The organism is Klebsiella sp. GL120222-02 (assembly GCF_003097195.1).
Lineage (GTDB): Bacteria > Pseudomonadota > Gammaproteobacteria > Enterobacterales > Enterobacteriaceae > Klebsiella > Klebsiella variicola.
In genome coordinates this window covers 396497-414963 of record NZ_QEQO01000001.1, presented here as the reverse complement: position 1 = coordinate 414963, position 18467 = coordinate 396497, and the positions used below count along the sequence as shown (strand labels likewise).

The following is an 18467-nucleotide window of genomic DNA, read 5'->3' as shown; positions in this document are numbered from 1 at the left end:
CCTCCCCTCCGTCGGGCTTACACTCTGCGTACCTGTGAGCGGTATTCATCAATCCGGAAAGATTATGCTAAAAGAGAACGTAAACGATCTGCTCTCCTTTATGGTGGTGGCGCGTGAGCGCAGCTTTACCCGCGCAGCGGCCCAGCTCGGCGTGTCGCAGTCGGCGCTCAGCCATGCCATGCGCCATCTCGAAGCGCGTCTCGATGTGCGGCTGCTGACCCGCACCACCCGCAGCGTGGTACCAACCGAGGCGGGTGAGCGACTCATTCAGCGCCTCGGTCCGCATCTGGAGGAGATGGAGCGGGCGCTGACCGCGCTGCGCGATACGCGCGAACGCCCGGCGGGCAACCTGCGCATCACCGCCGGGGAGCATGCCACCAGCACCGTACTCTGGCCGGCGCTAAAGCCATTTATGCTGCAATATCCGGATATTAACATCGAAATCACTGTTGATAATGGCCTCACGGATATCGTGGATGGCCGGTTTGACGCCGGGGTGCGACTCGGCGAACAGGTGGCGAAAGAGATGATTGCCGTGCGCATTGCCCCGGATATGCGGATGGCGGTAGTGGGTTCGCCAGCCTATCTGCAGCAGGCCGGTACGCCGCAGACGCCCTGGGATCTTGCGCAGCATCGCTGCATCAATCTGCGCCTGCCGACACGAGGTGGACTTTACGCCTGGGAGTTTGCCCGCGACGGCCGGGATATCCAGGTCCGGGTGGAGGGGCAAGTGATCCTCAACAGCCTGCCGCAGCGCATCGATGCGGCGGAGGCGGGCCTCGGTCTGGCCTACGTTCCGGATGACTGCGTGGCGGAGGCCTTAGCCAGTGGCCGGCTGGTGCAAGTGCTGGCGGACTGGACCCCCACCTTCCCCGGCTACCATCTCTACTACCCCAGTCGACGCCAGCATACCAGCGCTTTCACTCTGTTGCTGGAAACTCTGCGACGCTGATCTCATTGATAAATCTGTCAAATGCTATCGGTAAATGTTTTAGGTGCGTAACTATTACGTTACGTGTAGGATTCAGCGCCATGTCTGAGCTTATCTCCTACGTCAGAATGATGAGAAAGCCAGCATAATGTGCCAGCCGTCATCCACTCCGGCTGCAAACATGGGCATTGACAGGAAACTGATACATCAATGAATACGAAACACGACACTGCAGCGGAGCACCATGCTGCGAAACGCCACTGGCTCAACTCACATGAAGCGGGTTATCACAAAGCGATGGGCAACCGTCAGGTACAGATGATCGCCATCGGCGGCGCTATCGGTACCGGTTTGTTCCTCGGCGCCGGGGCACGTTTACAAATGGCAGGGCCAGCGCTCGCCCTGGTCTATCTGGTCTGCGGCATCTTCTCCTTCTTTATTCTTCGCGCCCTCGGCGAACTGGTTCTCCACCGCCCCTCGAGCGGCAGCTTCGTCTCCTATGCCAGGGAATTCCTCGGTGAAAAGGCCGCTTACGTGGCAGGCTGGATGTACTTCGTTAACTGGGCCATGACCGGGATCGTCGATATCACCGCCGTGGCGCTGTATATGCACTACTGGGGCGCGTTTGGCGATGTGCCACAGTGGGTCTTCGCCCTCGGCGCGCTGGCGATCGTCGGTACCATGAACATGATCGGCGTAAAATGGTTCGCCGAGATGGAGTTCTGGTTCGCGCTGGTCAAAGTGCTGGCGATCGTTGCGTTCCTCGTGGTCGGCACCATTTTCCTCGGCTCTGGTAAGCCGCTGGACGGCAATGCCACCGGCTTCCATCTGATCACCGATAACGGCGGCTTCTTCCCTCACGGCCTTCTGCCGGCGCTGGTGCTGGTGCAGGGCGTGGTCTTTGCCTTCGCCTCCATTGAACTGGTGGGCACCGCGGCCGGCGAGTGTAAAGATCCGGAGTCGATGGTACCGAAGGCCATCAACAGCGTGATCTGGCGTATCGGCCTGTTCTACGTCGGTTCGGTGGTGCTGCTGGTGCTGCTCCTGCCGTGGACCGCCTACCAGGCAGGACAGAGCCCGTTCGTCACCTTCTTCTCCAAACTGGGCGTACCGTATATCGGCAGCGTAATGAACATCGTGGTTTTAACCGCCGCCCTCTCCAGCCTCAACTCCGGCCTCTACAGCACCGGACGTATCCTGCGCTCCATGTCGATGGGGGGCTCCGCGCCGAAGTTTATGTCGAAAATGAGCCGTCACCACGTCCCTTACGCCGGGATCCTGGCGACGCTGGCGGTGTATGTGGTGGGGGTGTTCCTCAACTATCTGGTGCCGTCGCAGGTGTTTGAGATCGTGCTGAACGTCGCGTCGCTGGGGATCATTGCTTCCTGGGGCTTTATCGTGGTGTGTCAGATGCGTCTGCGCAAAGCGATCAAGGAAGGAAAAGCGGCGAAGGTGAGCTTCAGAATGCCGGGGGCGCCATTCACCTCCTGGCTGACGCTGCTGTTCCTGTTCAGTGTGCTGGTGCTGATGGCCTTCGATTATCCGAACGGCACTTACACCATTGGCTCAATTCCACTGCTGGCGGTGCTGCTGGTAGCTGGCTGGTTTGGCGTGCGTAAACGCGTGCATGCGATCCACAGTACGGCGCCGACGCTCAGGAAGTAACTGGCAGGACTCCCGGTTTGCCCGCGACGGACAAACCGGGAGGTCAGGATTTAGTTATCCTCAACCAGCTGCGACACGTCGCTACTGTTAATTTCCCGCTTATTACCAGACTCATCGATATAGCTGGTCATCCCCGTTTCTTTATCCAGCTGCGGCTTGCCGTGGGTGACGATCGTCTGACCGCTTTTGGTGGTCATAACGTAGTTGGACGAACAGCCTGCCAGCAGCGCCAGCATCGCACCGGCGCAAATCACCATAAATGGCTTTTTCATTTTATCTCCACTGATTACCACTGCCCGCGCAAGGCGGGAAAGCGTTAAGTGTATAACCATCTGGTTTATCAGGCCAATACGCGTTTGTAACAGAGGGTGAGGTGCCGGGCGGCATGCGGGGCGCGACCTTGACCGATCGTCGTCGCCCCGGGCATCTTACAGCGCGATGCGGATCACGTCGTCCGGCGCGGTGGCCTCTTTCTCACGGCTGGAAGCCTGTTTCACGCTGACATACAGCGTTTTGCCGTCATCAGAGAGCGCCAGGCTGTTGGGGTGAGTCGGCGTTTTAAAGGTCTTCACGATCTTGTAGCGCTTACCGTCGATAACGCTGACTTCCCCGGCCTTACGGTGCGTCACATAGGCTTCATTACGCGTCGGGTTAAACAGCACCGCCAGCGATTCCGGCGCGGCGATTTTCTCCAGCACCTTACCATCGCGGGTATCGACCACCAGCACTTCCGGCTGCTTGCTGTCGGTAATAAAGGCGCGGTGACCGGCGGTATCAAGGCTCAGGTTTAAGTAGAAGTGCGCTTTGCCATCGTCCTGCAATTTCTTGCGCGACACAATGGTATTGCTCTCGCTGTCGATGGTCAGCAGTTCGCCGTCGGCATTGGTGGTATAGAGGCGTTTCGCCTGCGGATCGATCGCCAGACCCGTCGCCATTGCCCCGGTGCCGGTAATAGTGGTTTTCAGCTTCAGGGTCGCGCCATCTACCACCCAAATCACGCTCTCTTTGCCCAGACCGGTAATGTAGACCGTGTTGGTCTGCTCATTGACCGCCAGCTCGCGCGGTTGCAGTGGGCGTACGGTTTCACTGCGCTGACGCTCGTCCAGCACCAGACGCCCTTTCACGGCGCCGGTTTTGGCGTCAATGGCGGTGACGGTGCTGTCGACGGTATTGCCAAACCACAGCGTGCCGGTGGCATGGTTGATAGCAGCGCCGAACGGCTTCAGATCGTTGTGAATAATCTGCGTCACGTCCAGGGTGGTGGGGTCAAGACGATAAACAATACCGCCCTTGTCCAGTGAGCGACTCTGCGACGTGGCGACCCATAACGCGTTCTCCTGCTGGCTGTAGGCCATTTCGTAGGCCCCTTTCCCGACGGCCTTACGCAGCATCTCATCCGCAGCGTGGGCGCTAAAGCTACCTGCCAGCAGCAGAGAGGTGAATAACAGTGAATGGCGCAGACGCGGCGCGGCAAAATGACGTAGTGACATGACGACTCCCTTTGATAAACCAGTATGTGCTGACCCGACATCGCTTCCGGCGGTAAAGTCCTGGCTTTACCCTTATTTTTGAATGCGAATAGTAATCATTATTTATCTCAAAGTGGAGCGCTAATTGTTGTTGTTCGGTAAATTCATCAGCAAGAAGCACTATCCGTTAACCAACGGCGGTTAATAATTTTCAAATGTTTTACAAACGGGGTAACATATCTACATATGTTCCATTTGGTTCGTCTCCCGAGTACTATCGATGAAAATCCTGTCCGTGCGTCACGCCGCCCTGCCGGCGCTGCTGCTACCGCTGATTGCCGCGGCCCAGACCGCTGATGAACAAACCATGGTGGTGACCGCCGCGCCAACCACTGTTTCTGAACTGGATACCCCCGCCGCCGTCAGCGTGGTCAATGGGGATGAAATGCGCCAGGCCGCACCGCGCGTCAATCTCTCTGAATCACTGGGCGCCGTACCGGGCCTGCAGGTGCAGAACCGGCAAAACTATGCCCAGGATCTGCAACTGTCGATTCGTGGCTTTGGCTCTCGCTCCACCTATGGCGTGCGCGGGCTACGCATCTATGTCGATGGTATTCCGGCGACCATGCCAGACGGCCAGGGGCAGACCTCGAATATCGATATTGGCAGCGTCGACACCATTGAGGTGCTGCGCGGCCCCTTCTCTGCCCTGTACGGTAACTCGTCCGGCGGGGTGATCAACGTCACCAGCCAGACCGGCACCCAGCCGCCCACCGTGGAAGCCAGCAGCTACTATGGCAGCTTCGGTACCTGGCACTACGGGATGAAGGCCACTGGCGCCGTTGGCGACGGCAGCCATGCAGGCGATGTGGATTACACGGTCTCGACCAACCGCTTCACCACTCATGGCTATCGCGATCACAGCGGCGCACGCAAAAATCTGGCGAACGCCCGACTGGGGGTGCGCATCAACGATGTCAGTAAGCTGACGCTGCTGCTGAACAGCGTGGATATCAAAGCCAATGACGCCGGCGGCTTAACCGCCGACGAATGGCGCGATAACCCGCGCCAGTCGCCGCGCGGCGACCAGTATAATACCCGCAAGAATACCCGGCAGACCCAGGCCGGCCTGCGCTACGAGCGCCAGCTGAGCGCCCAGGACGATCTCAGCGTCATGATGTACGCCGGTGAACGTGAAACCACGCAGTTCCAGTCGATCCCGCGCGCGCCGCAGCTGAAACCGAGCCATGCCGGCGGGGTGATCGACCTCACCCGTCACTACCAGGGAATCGATACCCGCCTGACCCATCGCGGAGAGCTGCTGGTGCCCGTCACCCTGACCGCCGGTCTCGATTACGAGAACATGAGCGAGCGCCGTAAAGGGTATGAAAACTTTGTGATGGTCAACGGCGCGCCGCAGTATGGCGAACAGGGTGCGCTGCGCCGTAACGAACGCAACCTGATGTGGAACGTCGACCCCTACCTGCAGACCCAGTGGCAGTTAACGGACAAACTCTCGCTCGATGCCGGGGTTCGCTACAGCTCAGTATGGTTCGACTCGAATGACTACTACATCACCCCAGGCAATGGCGATGACAGCGGTGATGCCAGCTATCACAAGTGGCTGCCCGCAGGCTCGCTGAAGTATGCTCTGACCGACGCGTGGAACGTCTACCTCTCCGCTGGCCGCGGCTTCGAGACGCCGACCATTAACGAACTGTCATACCGCTCCGATAACCAGAGCGGCCTTAATTTCGGCCTGAAGCCCTCCACCAACGACACAGTGGAGATCGGCAGTAAGACGCGGCTCGGCAATGGGCTGCTCACCGCCGCCCTGTTCCAGACCAATACCGATAATGAGATCGTGGTCGACAGCAGCAGCGGCGGGCGCACCAGCTATAAAAACGCCGGCAAGACCCGTCGTCAGGGGATGGAGCTGGGGCTGGATCAGCAGTTTGGCGAGAGCTGGCGTCTGAAGGCGGCCTGGACCTGGCTGGACGCGACCTATCGCACTAACGTCTGCGATGACGCCAGCTGCAACGGCAACCGCATTCCGGGGATCGCGCGCAATATGGGCTACGCCTCCTTTGGCTATCAGCCGGAGCAGGGCTGGTACGCCGGCAGCGATATTCGCTACATGAGCGACATCATGGCCAATGACGAAAACACGGCTAAAGCGCCTTCCTGGACGGTGGTTGGCCTGACGACTGGCTATAAATGGAGCTACGGCAGGATGGACATGGATCTGTTCGGCCGCGTCGACAACCTGTTCGACCGGGAGTACGTCGGGTCCGTTATCGTTAATGAGTCCAACGGGCGCTACTACGAGCCTGCTCCCGGACGCAACTACGGCATCGGCCTGAACCTCGCCTGGCGCTTCGAATAACACGCCCCTTCCCCGCCGGCGGTGATTGGCGGGGAAGGCTTAACGATGTGGCGTTTTCCCCACGGACGCGGGTTAAAGCAGATTTCGCAGGGATAACTCGAAAATGATCTTTTCCGCCTGGCAGGAGAAAGCGATGGCGAGATCGAGTTTAACCTCGTCGCCAGCGGCGGCGATGGTGTAATCGACCTGCGGCGGTTCACTGGCCGGCGCCGCGGCGGCAGCACGTTCGCGCACAGCGGCTACGGTGGATTCCGCTTCTTCGCGGCTCGGGAACATTTTCTCAGCCCGGTAGACGCAGTCCTCGTTATCAATGATCGTCCCGACATCAATGGCGCAGCCTTTGGTGCTGCATTTATCTACTACATCTTTCATCGTAATAACCTCTCGAGTTTTCTTAAGGATAAGAATCCGCTCACCGAAAAGCAAACCATTAATATCCGTAAGGATTAGCAATTTTTCTATTATATCGCGCCGCGGCGGGCGCCAGCTTGCGCCATCGCAAGGTGAGGCAATATGACTGCCGACGATCGCCTGACGATACGCGATGCCATCGCAGCAATCGTGGCCTCCATCACACTATTCTGCACACCATCTCGTCTGCCTCGCCTCGCAGCGTTAGTCTGGTCACAGAACAACGCCAACAAGGAGCTGCTATGGCACTGCCGATGATGATTGATTGCGATCCGGGACATGATGACGCGATCGCCCTGGTCCTCGCCCTCGCCTCGCCGGAGCTGGAGGTGAAAGCCGTCACCGCTTCCGCGGGCAACCAGACCCCGGAGAAGACCCTGCGCAACGTGCTGCGTATGCTGACGCTGCTGAACCGGCCGGATATCCCGGTGGCCGGCGGCGCGTGGAAGCCGTTGATGCGCGATCTGATCATCGCCGATAACGTGCACGGCGAGAGCGGACTGGATGGCCCGAGCCTGCCGGAACCAACCTTTGCCCCGCAGAACTGCACCGCCGTCGAGCTGATGGCCAGGGTGCTGCGGGAAAGCCAGGAGCCGGTGACTCTGGTGGCCACCGGGCCGCAGACTAACGTGGCGTTGCTGCTCGCCAGCCACCCGGAGCTGCACGCGAAAATCGCCCGCATCGTGATCATGGGGGGCGCAATGGGGCTGGGCAACTGGCAGCCGGCGGCGGAGTTTAATATTTTCGTCGATCCGCAGGCGGCGGAAATGGTCTTTCAGTCCGGGATCCCGGTGGTGATGGCGGGGCTGGATGTTACGCATCGGGCGCAAATCCTTCCCGCCGATATCGAGCGATTCCGCCAGATTGGCAATCCGGTGTCGACCATTGTCGCCGAGCTGCTCGACTTCTTTATGGCCTACCACAAGGATGAAAAGTGGGGCTTCGACGGCGCGCCGCTGCACGATCCCTGCACCATCGCCTGGCTCCTCAAGCCGGAGATCTTCACCACTATCGAACGCTGGGTCGGCGTGGAAACGGAAGGAAAATATACCCAGGGGATGACGGTGGTCGATTACTACCATCTGACCGGCAATCGGCCCAATACTACCCTGATGCTGGATGTCGACCGTGAAGCCTTTGTCGATCTGCTCGCCCAGCGGTTAACCTTTTACGCCTGACACGCCTCCCATGCCCCTTTTCCCTCACGGGAAAAGGGGCAGAGTAAGTTGGATCCGCCGGACTAGTCGTCGGCCGCGACGCGGATCACCACTTTACCGAAGTTCTCACCTTTCAACAGGCCGATCAGCGCCTGCGGCGCCTGATCCAGACCGTCGATCAGCTGTTCGCGATATTTAATTTTCCCCTCTTGCACCCAGCGCCCCATCTGCTGCTGGAATTCCGCGATCCGATGCCCGTAATCCTGGCCGATAATAAAGCCCTGCATCCGGATGCGCTTCTTGAGGATGGTCGCCATCAGCAGCGGCAGACGATCCGGTCCGTCTGGCAAACCGGTGGCGTTATAGCCGCTTACAAGCCCGCAGACCGGTACCCGCGCTGCGGTATTCAGCAGCGGCAGCACCGCGTCAAAAACCTTGCCGCCGACGTTTTCGTAGTAAACGTCAATGCCCTGCGGGCAGGCCTGGGCCAGCTGTTCGGCAAAATCATCCGCACGATGGTCAAGGCAGACATCAAAGCCTAACGTCTCAACCGCATACCGACACTTCTCCGCGCCTCCAGCGATGCCGACGGTGCGGCAGCCCTTAATTTTGCCGATCTGTCCGACCGTGGCGCCAACCGGCCCGGTCGCCGCAGCGACCACCAGCGTTTCGCCCGCCTTCGGCTGGCCGATGTCCAGCAATCCCATGTAGGCGGTGAAGCCCGGCATCCCCAGAACTCCCAGCGACCATGACGGGTGTTGCGGGTCGTCACCCAGCTTCACCAGTCCGTTGCCGTCGGAGAGTTCATAATCCTGCCAGCCGCTGTAGCCCAGCACCCAGTCGCCGGGTTGATAATCGGCATGATTTGAGCTGACCACGCGACTCACGGTCCCTCCCACCATCACCGCGCCAATGGCCACCGGTGGCGAATAAGAAGGCGCGTCGCTCATGCGCCCGCGCATATAGGGATCGAGCGATAAAAAAACGGTACGCAGCAGAACCTGCCCCGGCCCCGGCGTCGGCACCTCGCTCTCTTCCAAGCGGAAATTCTCTGCCGTCGGTTCACCATGGGGGCGGGAAGCCAGTACCCAGCGGCGATGGCGTTGCGGTTGATCTGTCATAGCAAACTCCTCTTGTTAGCAGACAGTACTGAGGCTAGCTGCTTTATGCGCAACGTGCTTTACCATTAAGAGCCGGATGGCGATTGATTAAGGCGAACCACCAGATAGACGCAGGTCTCCGCGGATTCATTGATAAAGCGACAATCGTTGGGCGGGCCAAGCTCCAGACAATCCCCCTTCTGCATCTCATGACGGGTAGTCCCTTCGACAAACACCAGCTCGCCCTGCTGCAGCCAGATCAGCTGGCGGGCGAGCGCATAGGAAGAGGCCGGCATGGGCACATCGCTGCCGGGCGGCAGCTCAATCTGCACCAGATCGATCGGCAGATCGCTGCGCGGCGAGACGTGGCGGCGGAGATAGTGGCTTTGCGGGTCGTGCCACACCGGCTGGCTGGCAAAGCGCAGCAGCTTACCCTCCTGCATTTCCGCCCGGGCGATCAGCGTCGACATACTGATGCCGAAGGCGCCGGAAAGACGCCCCAGCATCGAGGCCGTCGGGCTGCTTTCGCCGCGCTCGATTTTATGGATCATCGCCCGCGAGGCGCCAGCCCGTTCGGCGAGGTCGTTCAGCGACCAACCGCGGGACTCACGCTCGATGCGGATGCGCGCACTGATGCGCTGATTGAGGTTGTCTTCTATAGTATTCATAACGTAATACTATAGTGTGCACCCACCCATTACACAACTGCCCGTCGGGCCGCGTGCTTGCCGGGTCATCCGTAAAAATTATGCGTAAAACGGATGACAGCGCGATGTTCATTATTGTAATAATATCGTACTACTATAGTGTACAAAAAACTGAGGTTTGCTATGTCCATCCGCCCTGCCATTAAAGACGACTGTGCAGCGATCGCCGAAATCTATAACCACGCCGTCGTGCATACCGCCGCCATCTGGAATGATAAAACCGTGGATACCGACAACCGTATCGCGTGGTTTGAAGCCCGCCAGCTGGCCGGCTTTCCGGTGCTGGTGAACGAGGAAAACGGCGTCATCACCGGCTATTCCTCGTTTGGCGACTGGCGCGCGTTTGACGGTTTCCGCCACACCGTGGAGCATTCGGTGTACGTTCACCCCGATCATCAGGGGAAAGGGCTGGGTCGCAAACTGCTGGTTGCGCTGATCGCCGAAGCGCGTCGGCTGAATAAACATGTGATGGTCGCCGGTATTGAATCGCAGAACCACGCTTCGCTGCATCTGCATGAAACGCTGGGCTTTATCACCACCGGGCAGATGCCGCAGGTAGGAACCAAATTTGGTCGCTGGCTGGATCTCACCTTTATGCAGCTGCAGCTGGATGAGCGTCAGGACCCGGACGGCAAGGCATGAATGCATCGCTCACCCTCGCCTGTCTGGTCGCCGCCGGCGTTGGTCTCGTGGTGCAGAATACCCTGATGGTGCGCATCACCCAGTCGGCGTCGACGATCCTTATCGCCATGCTGCTCAATTCGCTGGTGGGGATCGTTATTTTCGTGACGATGTTACTGCTGCGCCAGGGCGTCGCCGGCTTTCAGGAGCTGGCCCTGAGCGTGAAGTGGTGGACGCTGATCCCCGGCCTGCTGGGGTCCTTTTTCGTCTTCGCCAGCATCAGCGGCTATCAGACCGTGGGCGCGGCCACCACCATTGCGGTACTGGTCGCCAGCCAGCTGGTTGGGGGGTTGATCATGGATTTAGTTCGCGCCCACGGCGTGCCGGTGCGGGCGCTGATCGGGCCGGTATGCGGCGCGGTGATGCTGGTGGTGGGCGCCTGGCTGGTGGCCAGGCGCCAGTTCTGAGCGCATCTTCAGAGGATCGCGCCGCCTTTCGTCAGCTGCTCGCGGCGTGCGTCCTGCTCTTCCTGATGCTGTCGCCCATGGTGGGCGATGGCAGTGCGCAGGCGCTGCTGCTGGGTATAGCGTTCCTCACGACTGAGTTGTGGATCATCGCTCAGGGCGATCAGCAGCTCATTCATATGAGTGATAACGCCCTCGGCAAGGGTGTCATCGACTTTGACGATAACCTCATCCAGATGTGCCATCCGGTTCTCCTTTCGCTTAATTCAGCTTCGCTTTGGAAAAATCGCTCCCCATCATGCTCACGCGGTAGCCGCTGACGTTGCTACGGGTGGCATAGAAGGTCTTGCCGGTCGCCAGGGTGATCCACGGCGCCTGCTGGTAGAAGATCTCTTGCGCCTGTTCATAGAGTTTGGCACGCGCCTGCGGATCGCTCACCAGCAGCGCTTTCTTCACCAGCGCGTCATAGGACTTATCGCACCAGCGAGCGGCGTTGGAGCCGGTCTGGATATTATCACAGCTGAGCAGCGTGCCGGCAAAGTTGTCCGGGTCGCCGTTGTCCGACATCCAGCCATACAGGGCGCTGTCGTGCTCCCCTTTGCGCATACCGGCAAGGTATTCGCCCCATTCGTAGCTGACAATCTTCGCTTTGACGCCCACTTTAGCCCAGTCGTTTTGGATCATTTCGGCGATCCGCTTCGAGTTCGGGTTGTACGGACGCTGGACCGGCATCGACCACAGGGTTACTTCCGCTCCTTGCTCCAGACCCGCCTGCTTGAGCAGCGCTTTGGCTTTCTGCGGATCGTAATCATAGTCCGGGAGATCTTTCTTATACCCGAGCATCGTCGACGGGATCGGTGATTTCGCCACGCTGCCGGAATCGAGGAATACCGCCTTGACGATCGCCTGCTTGTCGGTGGCATAGTTTAATGCCTGGCGCACCAGCACATTATCAAACGGTTTTTTCTCCGTGTTGAACGCCAGATAGCCGACATTCAGCGCCTCAACCGCATGCAGCGCCAGATCTTTATTGCCCTTAATCACCGGGAACTGAACCGGCGAAGGCGCAGGAATAATCTGGCACTCGTTGGTCTGCAGTTTCGCCAGACGGGTCTCGACGTTCGGCGTAATGGAGAAGATCAGGTGCTTAGTCGGCACCTCGCCTTCCCAGTAGTGGGGATTGGCGATATAGCGGATTTGGGAATCCACTTTATACTGCTGCAGGGCATACGGCCCGGTACCGACAGGCCAGTTATCAACATTCTCCGGCGTCCCTTTCTTCAGCATCGCCTCGCCATACTCCGCCGACAGAATAGAGGCGAAGTCCATGCCCCAGTCGGCAAGAAACGCCGCGTTCGGCTCGTTAAGCACGAACTGGACGTGATAGTCATCGACCTTTTTCACCGACTTAATCAACTTATCGAGGCCCACGTCGTGGAAGTACTCATAGTTCCCCTGCGACACCTTGTGATAGGGATGCTGAGGATCCATCTGGCGCAGCACGGAAAACAGGACGTCGTCGGCGTTAAAATCGCGGGTTGGTTTGAAGAATTTGTTGCTGTTGAACTTCACCCCCTGACGCAGAGTAAAGGTCCAGGTTTTGCCATCCTCAGAGACGTGCCACTCGGTGGCCAGCGACGGGATCGGCGTGTTCTTCACCGGGTCAAAGGTGACCAGGCGGTTATACAGCACCTGCGAGCTGGCGACGAACGACGGGCCGGAGCTGGCGATTTGCGGATTAAAGGACTCCGGAGAGGCTTCTGAGCAGTAGACCAGTGTGTCATTGCCTGCGGCCCAGGCGGCGCCGGCCGGCAGCAGTGCGCTCAGCAGCAGCGCCAGCGTGGTTTTCCCTGTAGACATGGTTATAAGTCCTGATTATTGATTATAAGAACCGTAATATCAGCACAGGCGCCCGCCCCCGGCAAATAATCAATGGCTATCACCTTATGCAAATCACGCTGAAATCGCTGGTTTAATCGGCGTAGCGCTCTTTTTTACGCCAGCAAGTGTCGGGATGTTGTGAGCCACACATAATTCCTGCAAAAAAATGTGCGATAACCGCCCTGCTCACGCTCACTGTCAGTAGTGCCCGGTACACTGGGGGAACCGCAGAACAAGAGGTTTCCACCATGACAATCACCTGCAATCTGTACATTGACGGCCAGTGGCACGATGCCGAAGGCCGCCGCACCTTTACCCGACGCCACCCGGCCCACGACGACGTCGCCTCGGTGGCCGCGGCCGCCAGTCTCGCCGACGGCAAACGCTGCGTCGAAGCCGCGGCCAAAGCCTTCCCGCTGTGGCGTGATACCTCTCCGGCGGAACGACGCCGTTTACTGCTCGACGCGGCGGAACATATGCTGTTGCGGGAGGCTAAATTTATCGCCGCCATGGCGGCGGAGACCGGCGCGACTGCGCACTGGGCCGGCTTTAACGTTCATCTGGCGGCCGATATCCTGCGTGAAGCGGCGGCGCTGACCACCCAAATTGAAGGGCAAATTATTCCCTCCAACGTGCCGGGCAACCTGGCGATGGGCGTCCGCCAGGGGGCGGGGGTGGTACTGGGCATGGCGCCGTGGAACGCACCGCTGATTCTGGCTACCCGGGCGCTGGCAACGCCGCTGGCCTGCGGCAACGCAGTGATCCTCAAGGGCGCGGAGCTGTCGCCGGCCACTCAGGGACTGATTATCGACGCCCTTGACGCGGCGGGCTTCCCACCGGGGGTGGTGAACTATCTTACCTGTGCGCCTGAAGATGCGCCGGCGCTGGTGGAGTCGCTTATCGCCCACCCGGCGGTGCGGCGCGTTAACTTTACCGGATCCACGCCGGTGGGGCGGATTATCGCCCGCACCTGCGGGCAATATCTTAAACCGGCGGTGCTGGAGCTCGGCGGTAAAGCGCCGCTGCTGGTGCTGGACGATGCTGATATCGAGCAAGCGGCGGCGGGCGCGGTTTTTGGCGCCTTCGCCAACGCCGGCCAGATCTGCATGTCCACCGAGCGCATTATTGTCGACAACGCCGTAGCAGAGGTGTTTATCCCGCTGCTGGCCAGGCGCGCCGCCGCCCTGCCCGCCAGCCTGACGGGGCCGGTGGTTGATATGAACACCATCATCCGCTGCAACGCCTTAATCGACGATGCGTTAGCCAAAGGCGCTCGCCTGCTAACCGGTGGTAAAGCCAGCGATACCCACATGGCGCCGACCTTGCTGGACGGCGTGACCCGCGAGATGCGGCTGTGGAACGAAGAGTCCTTCGGCCCGGTAAAAGCGATTATTCGGGTTAAGAATGAAGAAGAGGCGCTGACGGTGGCCAACGACAGTGAATACGGTCTTTCCGCTGCGGTCTACAGCCGCGACAGCGCCAGAGCGTGGAACGTGGCGCAACGTCTGCAAACGGGCATTTGCCATATCAATGGCCCAACGGTGCATGATGAAGCGCAAATGCCGTTTGGCGGCTGCAAAGCCTCGGGCTATGGCCGCTTTGGGGGTCGGGCCGGCATCGCGGAATTCACCGAGCTGCGCTGGATAACACTCCAGACCCAGCCCCGCGAACTCCCTTTCTGAGCCGGTATTCTTTTAACCCTGGCTGGCGATGATCTGCGCCAGCCCTTGCGGATTCTCCCACGCCATCGAGTGCCCCCCGCGGGGCACAATCCCGACCGGGATCCCTTGCGCCTCAGCCAGGTCAATATCGGCATAAGGCAGGGAGAGCTCACCGACGATGAGCCTTTTTTGACAGTGCAGCTGGCAGAGCTGACTAAACCAGGGGGTATCGCTGCCACGCATCAGGCTGCTGGCGGCCCGCCAGACGGCCCAGGGCGCGCTGTTTTGCAAACAGCCAGCCCATGGCGAGCGCTCCTCAGCCAGCATTCTGGCATAGCCTTCGGCAATAAAGGCCGCCTCTGTCTGCGCCGCAATGCGCCTGCTGTACTCACCGCCGCCGGCAAACAGATTGGGTTCAGAGACCAGCAGCGTGGTCACGCGCTCGCCCAACAGCCTCGCCGCTTCGATGGCGATGCTTCCTCCCATGCTATGACCGAACAGCGCGAAGCGCTGCAGGCGCAGATGGTTAAGTAGCTGCTCCACGACTTGCGCCTGAATATGTATGTTGTAACTAAAGTCGTGCGGTTTATCGCTGTAGCCGAAGCCTGGCAGATCGATGAGTATTTTACGCCGTCCGTTCAGCGCAGGATCGCTGGCGACGCGGGGATAATCGTAGGATGACGCGCAGCCGAGACCGTGGATAAACACCACCGGGAGGCCATCTCCCGGAAGATCGAGCCAACGCAGCGTGGCGCCTGCGACGGAAGAAAAGAAACCGTTCACCTGTATGCCTCCATGATAAAATTACTGGTTTTTTATACAGTAACCTTACCCTTTCCGCCACCCTTTTCTGCCGTCCGGCATCTGGGGTTAAAACAGCGAGACGAGCAGCGCCATCGGGAAGCTGAACGGCCAGGTGGCGCCGATCAACAGGGCCGCCAGCAGGCGGATCACCCGGCTCTCTTTGGTCAAAAACCAGCTAATCACGGCGCATATCACGCCCATAATGGCGTAAAACACCAGCATTTTTTGATATAACGTCATTCTTACTCTTCCTTCCCTGAGGGGCGTTCCATGGTGGGATGATTATCTGCCATGACGTCGTGATTCAGAGATACCTGTATAACAAATTCTGAAACGGGCTGAATATTGAGAATAAAGCCTGATTCGTCTTAATCCGATAGCGCAACCGCAGGCGCCGTACTATACCTTTATGGACTTACTCATTAAGGTGGCGTTATGGATGTCTCCAGCAAAACCGTCATTCTGATTAATGTCTGCGCCGCGTGCGTACTTATCAGCCTGCTGTCCGTGAGATTTGGCTGGTTTTAATGATTTTACTCAGCAACGAAACCTAAAAAAGCAGCCCCCAGGGGCTGCTTTTTTACGCGCGAACACGGGCGATATTATAAAGGTTATAAGCGACAGGTGCTGCCTGGCCTGCCGCAATAACCTTATTAAGCTCCGGGTTATAGTGCGGCAGAAAATTCATCTGTTCGCTATCCCATTCGGCGGCAGCGCAGACGGCCTGCCCCACTCCCGCGTTCTCACAGCCCTGAATGCGTTTTGCCGGGGCGTTACCATAGCTCAGCGTCACAGCGCCGATAGCCAGCAGAATAAAAGCCAAAATTTTCACAACGACATCAACGTTAAAACCTAATATGCGCTAAATGATCGCATGAGCAGCGACGGAAAGTCAAACCCGGGAGCACCCGCAACCCGCCTGCAGCCCGCATTTTGGCCGGACTCACGGAATATTTAATATTCAGAACAAATATCATGCAATAACAGCAAATATTAAATCCTTATTTATAGTCGTGAAATAATTTCGGTTCAGGGCAATTCCATTGGTCTGATAAAGATAATATGTCCCCGTTCTCAGGGGGAAAAGATTGTCGCCGCATTCACCAAAAATGCGATATTCCGCGCAGGGCCTCCATCTTAATACGATAAAAGGCCGCTACAAGCCGTTGTTACATAACCCCTTCATTGTGGATCTCGCGGTTAATCGCCAAAAATAGCGCTAAATGACAACAAATATCATTTGCCTTCCATTCAGATAATACTTACATTCATAACTATTAGTAATGTTTTGGCGCCAGGGCGCTTTTTATATTTCGAGGTGGATATGTCCGGAATCATCACGCTGGTCATCGCGCTGATCCTGCTGGTCGCGGCGGTGTATAATCTTATTTCCTATATTCGTGACCGTCGTAGCGCCAGTTTACCGAGCAAAAAAACCAAGCGCTGAATGGCGGCCAGACGATGCGTTTCCTGATGGTCATTCGGTCTTCATCCCGCGATGCGGCGGGCATAAAAAAGCCCCTGCCAACAGGCAGAGGCCAGTATACGGTCGCGAACCGCGACGCTGTCGCCTCACCCGCCGGGCGCGACGCGCCCAGGGTGACTGGCGGACCCCATCCGGCGCTTATCTCCGGCACTCACATTGGCTTAGCTCTTGAAGGGGCATCAGAATAATCTCATATCCCCCTCGCAGAGTTTTGACAATTTTTGCCATTGTGACTATTAGCGAACTAACACAACCGTCGCGCAATCATCGCCAGCCACTAAAGGGTCAATGCTTTAGCCATGCTTAACCATGACATGGCGGACCACCGTGTAATCCTCAAGGCCATACATCGACATGTCCTTTCCGTAGCCCGACAGTTTCTGGCCGCCGTGCGGCATTTCGCTCACCAGCATAAAGTGGGTGTTGACCCAGGTGCAGCCATACTGCAGCCTGGCACTAAGCCGGTGGGCACGGCCTACATCTTTCGTCCATACTGAGGACGCCAGACCATACTGGGAATCATTCGCCCAGCTCAGGGCCTGCGCTTCATCGCTGAAAGGCGTCACACTGACCACCGGGCCAAACACTTCGCGCTGCACAATGGCGTCTTCCTGCCGGGCGCCGGCAAGCAGCGTCGGCTGGAAGTAATAGCCCGCGCCGTCAGCCCGGCGACCGCCGGTGACCACCTTAATATGCGGTAGTGCCTTTGCGGCTTCCACTGCGGCACTAACCCTTTCAAGATGCGCCAGCGAGCTCAGCGGTCCCAGCTCGGTAGAGGCATCCTCTGGCGCACCCATTTTCAGGCTGGCCACCGCCGCCCCAAGTTTCTCCACCAGTTGGTCGTAAATACCCTGCTGAGCGTAGATCCGGCAGGCAGCCGTGCAGTCCTGGCCGGCGTTATAAAAGCCGAAGGTTCGTACCCCGTCGACTACCGCATCGATATCCGCGTCGTCAAAAACAATGACCGGCGCCTTGCCGCCCAGCTCCATGTGGGTGCGTTTGATCGACGAGGCGGTATGGCTGATGATATGGGCGCCGGTGGCAATCGACCCGGTCAGCGACACCATTCGCACTTTGGCATGCGAGGTCAGCGGGTCGCCTACCGTTTTGCCGCGGCCAAACAGCACGTTGATCACCCCTTCGGGGAAGATATCTTTTGCCAGCTCCGCCAGCTTCAGCGCCGTCAGGGGGGTGATCTCCGAGGGTTTTATCACCACGCAATTGCCTGCCGCCAGCGCCGGGGCCAGCTTCCAGGCCGCCATCATCAGGGGATAATTCCAGGGGGCGATAGAGGCCACCACGCCCACCGGGTCGCGGCGGATCATTGAGGTATGCCCTTCGAGATACTCTCCGGCGGCCATTCCCGGCAGGCAGCGGGCGGCGCCGGCGAAGAAGCGGAAGACGTCCGCAATGGCCGGCATCTCATCGTTAATCACGCAGTGCAACGGCTTGCCACAGTTCAGCGACTCCAGCTGCGCCAGGGTCTCCGCCTGCGCCGCGATAGCGTCCGCCAGCTTCAGCAAGCATTCCGAGCGCGTTTTCGGCGTTGTCTGGCTCCAGGCATCGAACGCCCGATCCGCCGCCTCAACGGCGGCATCGACCTGGGCCGCTGTCGCTTCGGCAATCTCCAGGATCACATCGCCGGTCGCAGGGTTGTATACCGGCACCTTTTCGCCTTCACCTGCCACTAACTTACCGTTTATCAAAAGGTTGTGTTGCATAGC

At 58.7% G+C, this 18467-nt stretch carries 21 protein-coding genes; 9 read left to right on the top strand and 12 right to left on the bottom strand.

Annotated features, from left to right (window positions below; translation table 11 throughout):
• The first annotated feature begins 64 nt into the window (after positions 1-64).
• Both N438_RS02070 and ansP read left to right on the top strand, forming a co-directional pair.
• The gene (locus N438_RS02070) at positions 65-952 is read left to right on the top strand and encodes a LysR family transcriptional regulator (protein ID WP_008804700.1); all 888 of its coding nucleotides are present in this window, start codon (positions 65-67) and stop codon (positions 950-952) included.
• 189 nt (positions 953-1141) lie between these two features.
• A complete protein-coding gene (gene ansP / locus N438_RS02065; RefSeq protein WP_008804699.1) occupies positions 1142-2596 on the top strand; it encodes an L-asparagine permease in 1455 nt (484 codons plus the stop codon).
• Between the two features lie 50 nt (positions 2597-2646).
• Here the strand turns inward: ansP and N438_RS02060 are convergent, their stop codons facing one another.
• Together N438_RS02060 and N438_RS02055 are read right to left on the bottom strand one after the other, a co-directional pair.
• A complete protein-coding gene (locus tag N438_RS02060; RefSeq protein WP_002906779.1) occupies positions 2647-2868 on the bottom strand; it encodes a YgdI/YgdR family lipoprotein in 222 nt (73 codons plus the stop codon).
• A gap of 156 nt (positions 2869-3024) precedes the next feature.
• Positions 3025-4086: a YncE family protein gene (locus N438_RS02055; protein WP_008804698.1), complete on the bottom strand. Its 1062-nt coding sequence runs from the start codon at positions 4084-4086 to the stop codon at positions 3025-3027.
• A 259-nt stretch (positions 4087-4345) separates the two neighbouring features.
• Between N438_RS02055 and pqqU the strand changes: the two genes are divergently transcribed.
• Positions 4346-6451 (top strand): TonB-dependent receptor PqqU, encoded by a 2106-nt coding sequence (gene pqqU / locus N438_RS02050; RefSeq protein ID WP_008804697.1) that lies wholly within the window; start codon positions 4346-4348, stop codon positions 6449-6451.
• Positions 6452-6523: 72 nt separating this feature from the next.
• On the opposite strand, the gene N438_RS02045 is transcribed toward pqqU, so the two are convergent.
• Positions 6524-6823, bottom strand: coding sequence for a DUF406 domain-containing protein (locus N438_RS02045; protein ID WP_008804696.1), 300 nt, complete (start codon positions 6821-6823; stop codon positions 6524-6526).
• An 89-nt stretch (positions 6824-6912) separates the two neighbouring features.
• Positions 6913-7143: a hypothetical protein gene (locus N438_RS02040; RefSeq protein ID WP_046881534.1), complete on the bottom strand. Its 231-nt coding sequence runs from the start codon at positions 7141-7143 to the stop codon at positions 6913-6915.
• On the opposite strand from N438_RS02040, the gene rihA reads away from it, so the two are divergent.
• Positions 7105-8040 (top strand): pyrimidine-specific ribonucleoside hydrolase RihA, encoded by a 936-nt coding sequence (rihA, locus tag N438_RS02035; protein ID WP_016161173.1) that lies wholly within the window; start codon positions 7105-7107, stop codon positions 8038-8040. The two genes, N438_RS02040 and rihA, sit on opposite strands and share 39 nt — an antisense overlap.
• A 62-nt stretch (positions 8041-8102) precedes the next feature.
• Here rihA and N438_RS02030 read toward each other — a convergent pair whose 3' ends face one another.
• Complete coding sequence (locus tag N438_RS02030; protein ID WP_023340241.1) at positions 8103-9140, bottom strand: NADP-dependent oxidoreductase; 1038 nt, start codon at positions 9138-9140, stop codon at positions 8103-8105.
• Between the two features lie 65 nt (positions 9141-9205).
• Positions 9206-9787, bottom strand: coding sequence for an XRE family transcriptional regulator (locus N438_RS02025; RefSeq protein WP_008804693.1), 582 nt, complete (start codon positions 9785-9787; stop codon positions 9206-9208).
• A gap of 162 nt (positions 9788-9949) precedes the next feature.
• Here N438_RS02025 and N438_RS02020 point away from each other — a divergent pair, with 162 nt between their 5' ends.
• Together N438_RS02020 and N438_RS02015 are read left to right on the top strand one after the other, a co-directional pair.
• A complete protein-coding gene (locus N438_RS02020) occupies positions 9950-10468 on the top strand; it encodes a GNAT family N-acetyltransferase (RefSeq protein WP_012541564.1) in 519 nt (172 codons plus the stop codon).
• On the top strand, positions 10465-10914 hold the full coding sequence (locus N438_RS02015; protein ID WP_008804691.1) for a DMT family transporter: 450 nt from the start codon (positions 10465-10467) through the stop codon (positions 10912-10914). Before N438_RS02020 ends, N438_RS02015 begins: the two co-directional genes overlap by 4 nt.
• Positions 10915-10922: 8 nt before the next feature.
• Here N438_RS02015 and N438_RS02010 read toward each other — a convergent pair whose 3' ends face one another.
• A complete protein-coding gene (locus N438_RS02010) occupies positions 10923-11156 on the bottom strand; it encodes a YdcY family protein (RefSeq protein WP_008804690.1) in 234 nt (77 codons plus the stop codon).
• A gap of 16 nt (positions 11157-11172) precedes the next feature.
• The gene (locus tag N438_RS02005) at positions 11173-12771 is read right to left on the bottom strand and encodes an ABC transporter substrate-binding protein (protein WP_022064846.1); all 1599 of its coding nucleotides are present in this window, start codon (positions 12769-12771) and stop codon (positions 11173-11175) included.
• Positions 12772-13040: 269 nt separating this feature from the next.
• Between N438_RS02005 and N438_RS02000 the strand changes: the two genes are divergently transcribed.
• The gene (locus N438_RS02000; RefSeq protein ID WP_039103649.1) at positions 13041-14474 is read left to right on the top strand and encodes an aldehyde dehydrogenase; all 1434 of its coding nucleotides are present in this window, start codon (positions 13041-13043) and stop codon (positions 14472-14474) included.
• A 12-nt stretch (positions 14475-14486) separates the two neighbouring features.
• Here N438_RS02000 and N438_RS01995 read toward each other — a convergent pair whose 3' ends face one another.
• Together N438_RS01995 and N438_RS01990 are read right to left on the bottom strand one after the other, a co-directional pair.
• Positions 14487-15236 carry an alpha/beta hydrolase gene (locus N438_RS01995; protein ID WP_012968074.1) on the bottom strand — a complete coding sequence of 250 codons (750 nt, stop codon included), beginning with the start codon at positions 15234-15236 and terminating at the stop codon, positions 14487-14489.
• 87 nt (positions 15237-15323) lie between these two features.
• Positions 15324-15497 (bottom strand): GhoT/OrtT family toxin, encoded by a 174-nt coding sequence (locus N438_RS01990; protein WP_008804686.1) that lies wholly within the window; start codon positions 15495-15497, stop codon positions 15324-15326.
• Between the two features lie 195 nt (positions 15498-15692).
• Between N438_RS01990 and yncL the strand changes: the two genes are divergently transcribed.
• Positions 15693-15785, top strand: a complete 93-nt coding sequence (yncL, locus tag N438_RS01985) for a stress response membrane protein YncL (protein ID WP_012968073.1) — start codon at positions 15693-15695, stop codon at positions 15783-15785.
• Between the two features lie 52 nt (positions 15786-15837).
• Here the strand turns inward: yncL and N438_RS01980 are convergent, their stop codons facing one another.
• Positions 15838-16089: a hypothetical protein gene (locus tag N438_RS01980; protein ID WP_008804685.1), complete on the bottom strand. Its 252-nt coding sequence runs from the start codon at positions 16087-16089 to the stop codon at positions 15838-15840.
• Between the two features lie 492 nt (positions 16090-16581).
• Here N438_RS01980 and N438_RS27710 point away from each other — a divergent pair, with 492 nt between their 5' ends.
• Positions 16582-16704 carry a small membrane protein gene (locus tag N438_RS27710; RefSeq protein WP_004175940.1) on the top strand — a complete coding sequence of 41 codons (123 nt, stop codon included), beginning with the start codon at positions 16582-16584 and terminating at the stop codon, positions 16702-16704.
• A 332-nt stretch (positions 16705-17036) separates the two neighbouring features.
• Here N438_RS27710 and patD read toward each other — a convergent pair whose 3' ends face one another.
• Entirely contained in the window at positions 17037-18464 is a 1428-nt protein-coding gene (gene patD / locus N438_RS01975) for an aminobutyraldehyde dehydrogenase (protein ID WP_012541560.1), read from the bottom strand.
• Between the last annotated feature and the right edge of the window lie 3 nt (positions 18465-18467).

Excerpts from the sequence above, each read along its gene's own strand:
- N438_RS02070 (WP_008804700.1), top strand. The coding sequence starts at position 65 with ATGCTAAAAGAGAACGTAAACGATCTGCTCTCCTTTATGGTGGTGGCG.
- ansP (WP_008804699.1), top strand. The coding sequence starts at position 1,142 with ATGAATACGAAACACGACACTGCAGCGGAGCACCATGCTGCGAAACGC.
- N438_RS02060 (WP_002906779.1), bottom strand. The coding sequence starts at position 2,868 with ATGAAAAAGCCATTTATGGTGATTTGCGCCGGTGCGATGCTGGCGCTG.
- N438_RS02055 (WP_008804698.1), bottom strand. The coding sequence starts at position 4,086 with ATGTCACTACGTCATTTTGCCGCGCCGCGTCTGCGCCATTCACTGTTA.
- pqqU (WP_008804697.1), top strand. The coding sequence starts at position 4,346 with ATGAAAATCCTGTCCGTGCGTCACGCCGCCCTGCCGGCGCTGCTGCTA.
- N438_RS02045 (WP_008804696.1), bottom strand. The coding sequence starts at position 6,823 with ATGAAAGATGTAGTAGATAAATGCAGCACCAAAGGCTGCGCCATTGAT.
- rihA (WP_016161173.1), top strand. The coding sequence starts at position 7,105 with ATGGCACTGCCGATGATGATTGATTGCGATCCGGGACATGATGACGCG.
- N438_RS02040 (WP_046881534.1), bottom strand. The coding sequence starts at position 7,143 with ATGTCCCGGATCGCAATCAATCATCATCGGCAGTGCCATAGCAGCTCC.
- N438_RS02030 (WP_023340241.1), bottom strand. The coding sequence starts at position 9,140 with ATGACAGATCAACCGCAACGCCATCGCCGCTGGGTACTGGCTTCCCGC.
- N438_RS02025 (WP_008804693.1), bottom strand. The coding sequence starts at position 9,787 with ATGAATACTATAGAAGACAACCTCAATCAGCGCATCAGTGCGCGCATC.
- N438_RS02020 (WP_012541564.1), top strand. The coding sequence starts at position 9,950 with ATGTCCATCCGCCCTGCCATTAAAGACGACTGTGCAGCGATCGCCGAA.
- N438_RS02015 (WP_008804691.1), top strand. The coding sequence starts at position 10,465 with ATGAATGCATCGCTCACCCTCGCCTGTCTGGTCGCCGCCGGCGTTGGT.
- N438_RS02010 (WP_008804690.1), bottom strand. The coding sequence starts at position 11,156 with ATGGCACATCTGGATGAGGTTATCGTCAAAGTCGATGACACCCTTGCC.
- N438_RS02005 (WP_022064846.1), bottom strand. The coding sequence starts at position 12,771 with ATGTCTACAGGGAAAACCACGCTGGCGCTGCTGCTGAGCGCACTGCTG.
- N438_RS02000 (WP_039103649.1), top strand. The coding sequence starts at position 13,041 with ATGACAATCACCTGCAATCTGTACATTGACGGCCAGTGGCACGATGCC.
- N438_RS01990 (WP_008804686.1), bottom strand. The coding sequence starts at position 15,497 with ATGACGTTATATCAAAAAATGCTGGTGTTTTACGCCATTATGGGCGTG.
- yncL (WP_012968073.1), top strand. The coding sequence starts at position 15,693 with ATGGATGTCTCCAGCAAAACCGTCATTCTGATTAATGTCTGCGCCGCG.
- N438_RS27710 (WP_004175940.1), top strand. The coding sequence starts at position 16,582 with ATGTCCGGAATCATCACGCTGGTCATCGCGCTGATCCTGCTGGTCGCG.
- patD (WP_012541560.1), bottom strand. The coding sequence starts at position 18,464 with ATGCAACACAACCTTTTGATAAACGGTAAGTTAGTGGCAGGTGAAGGC.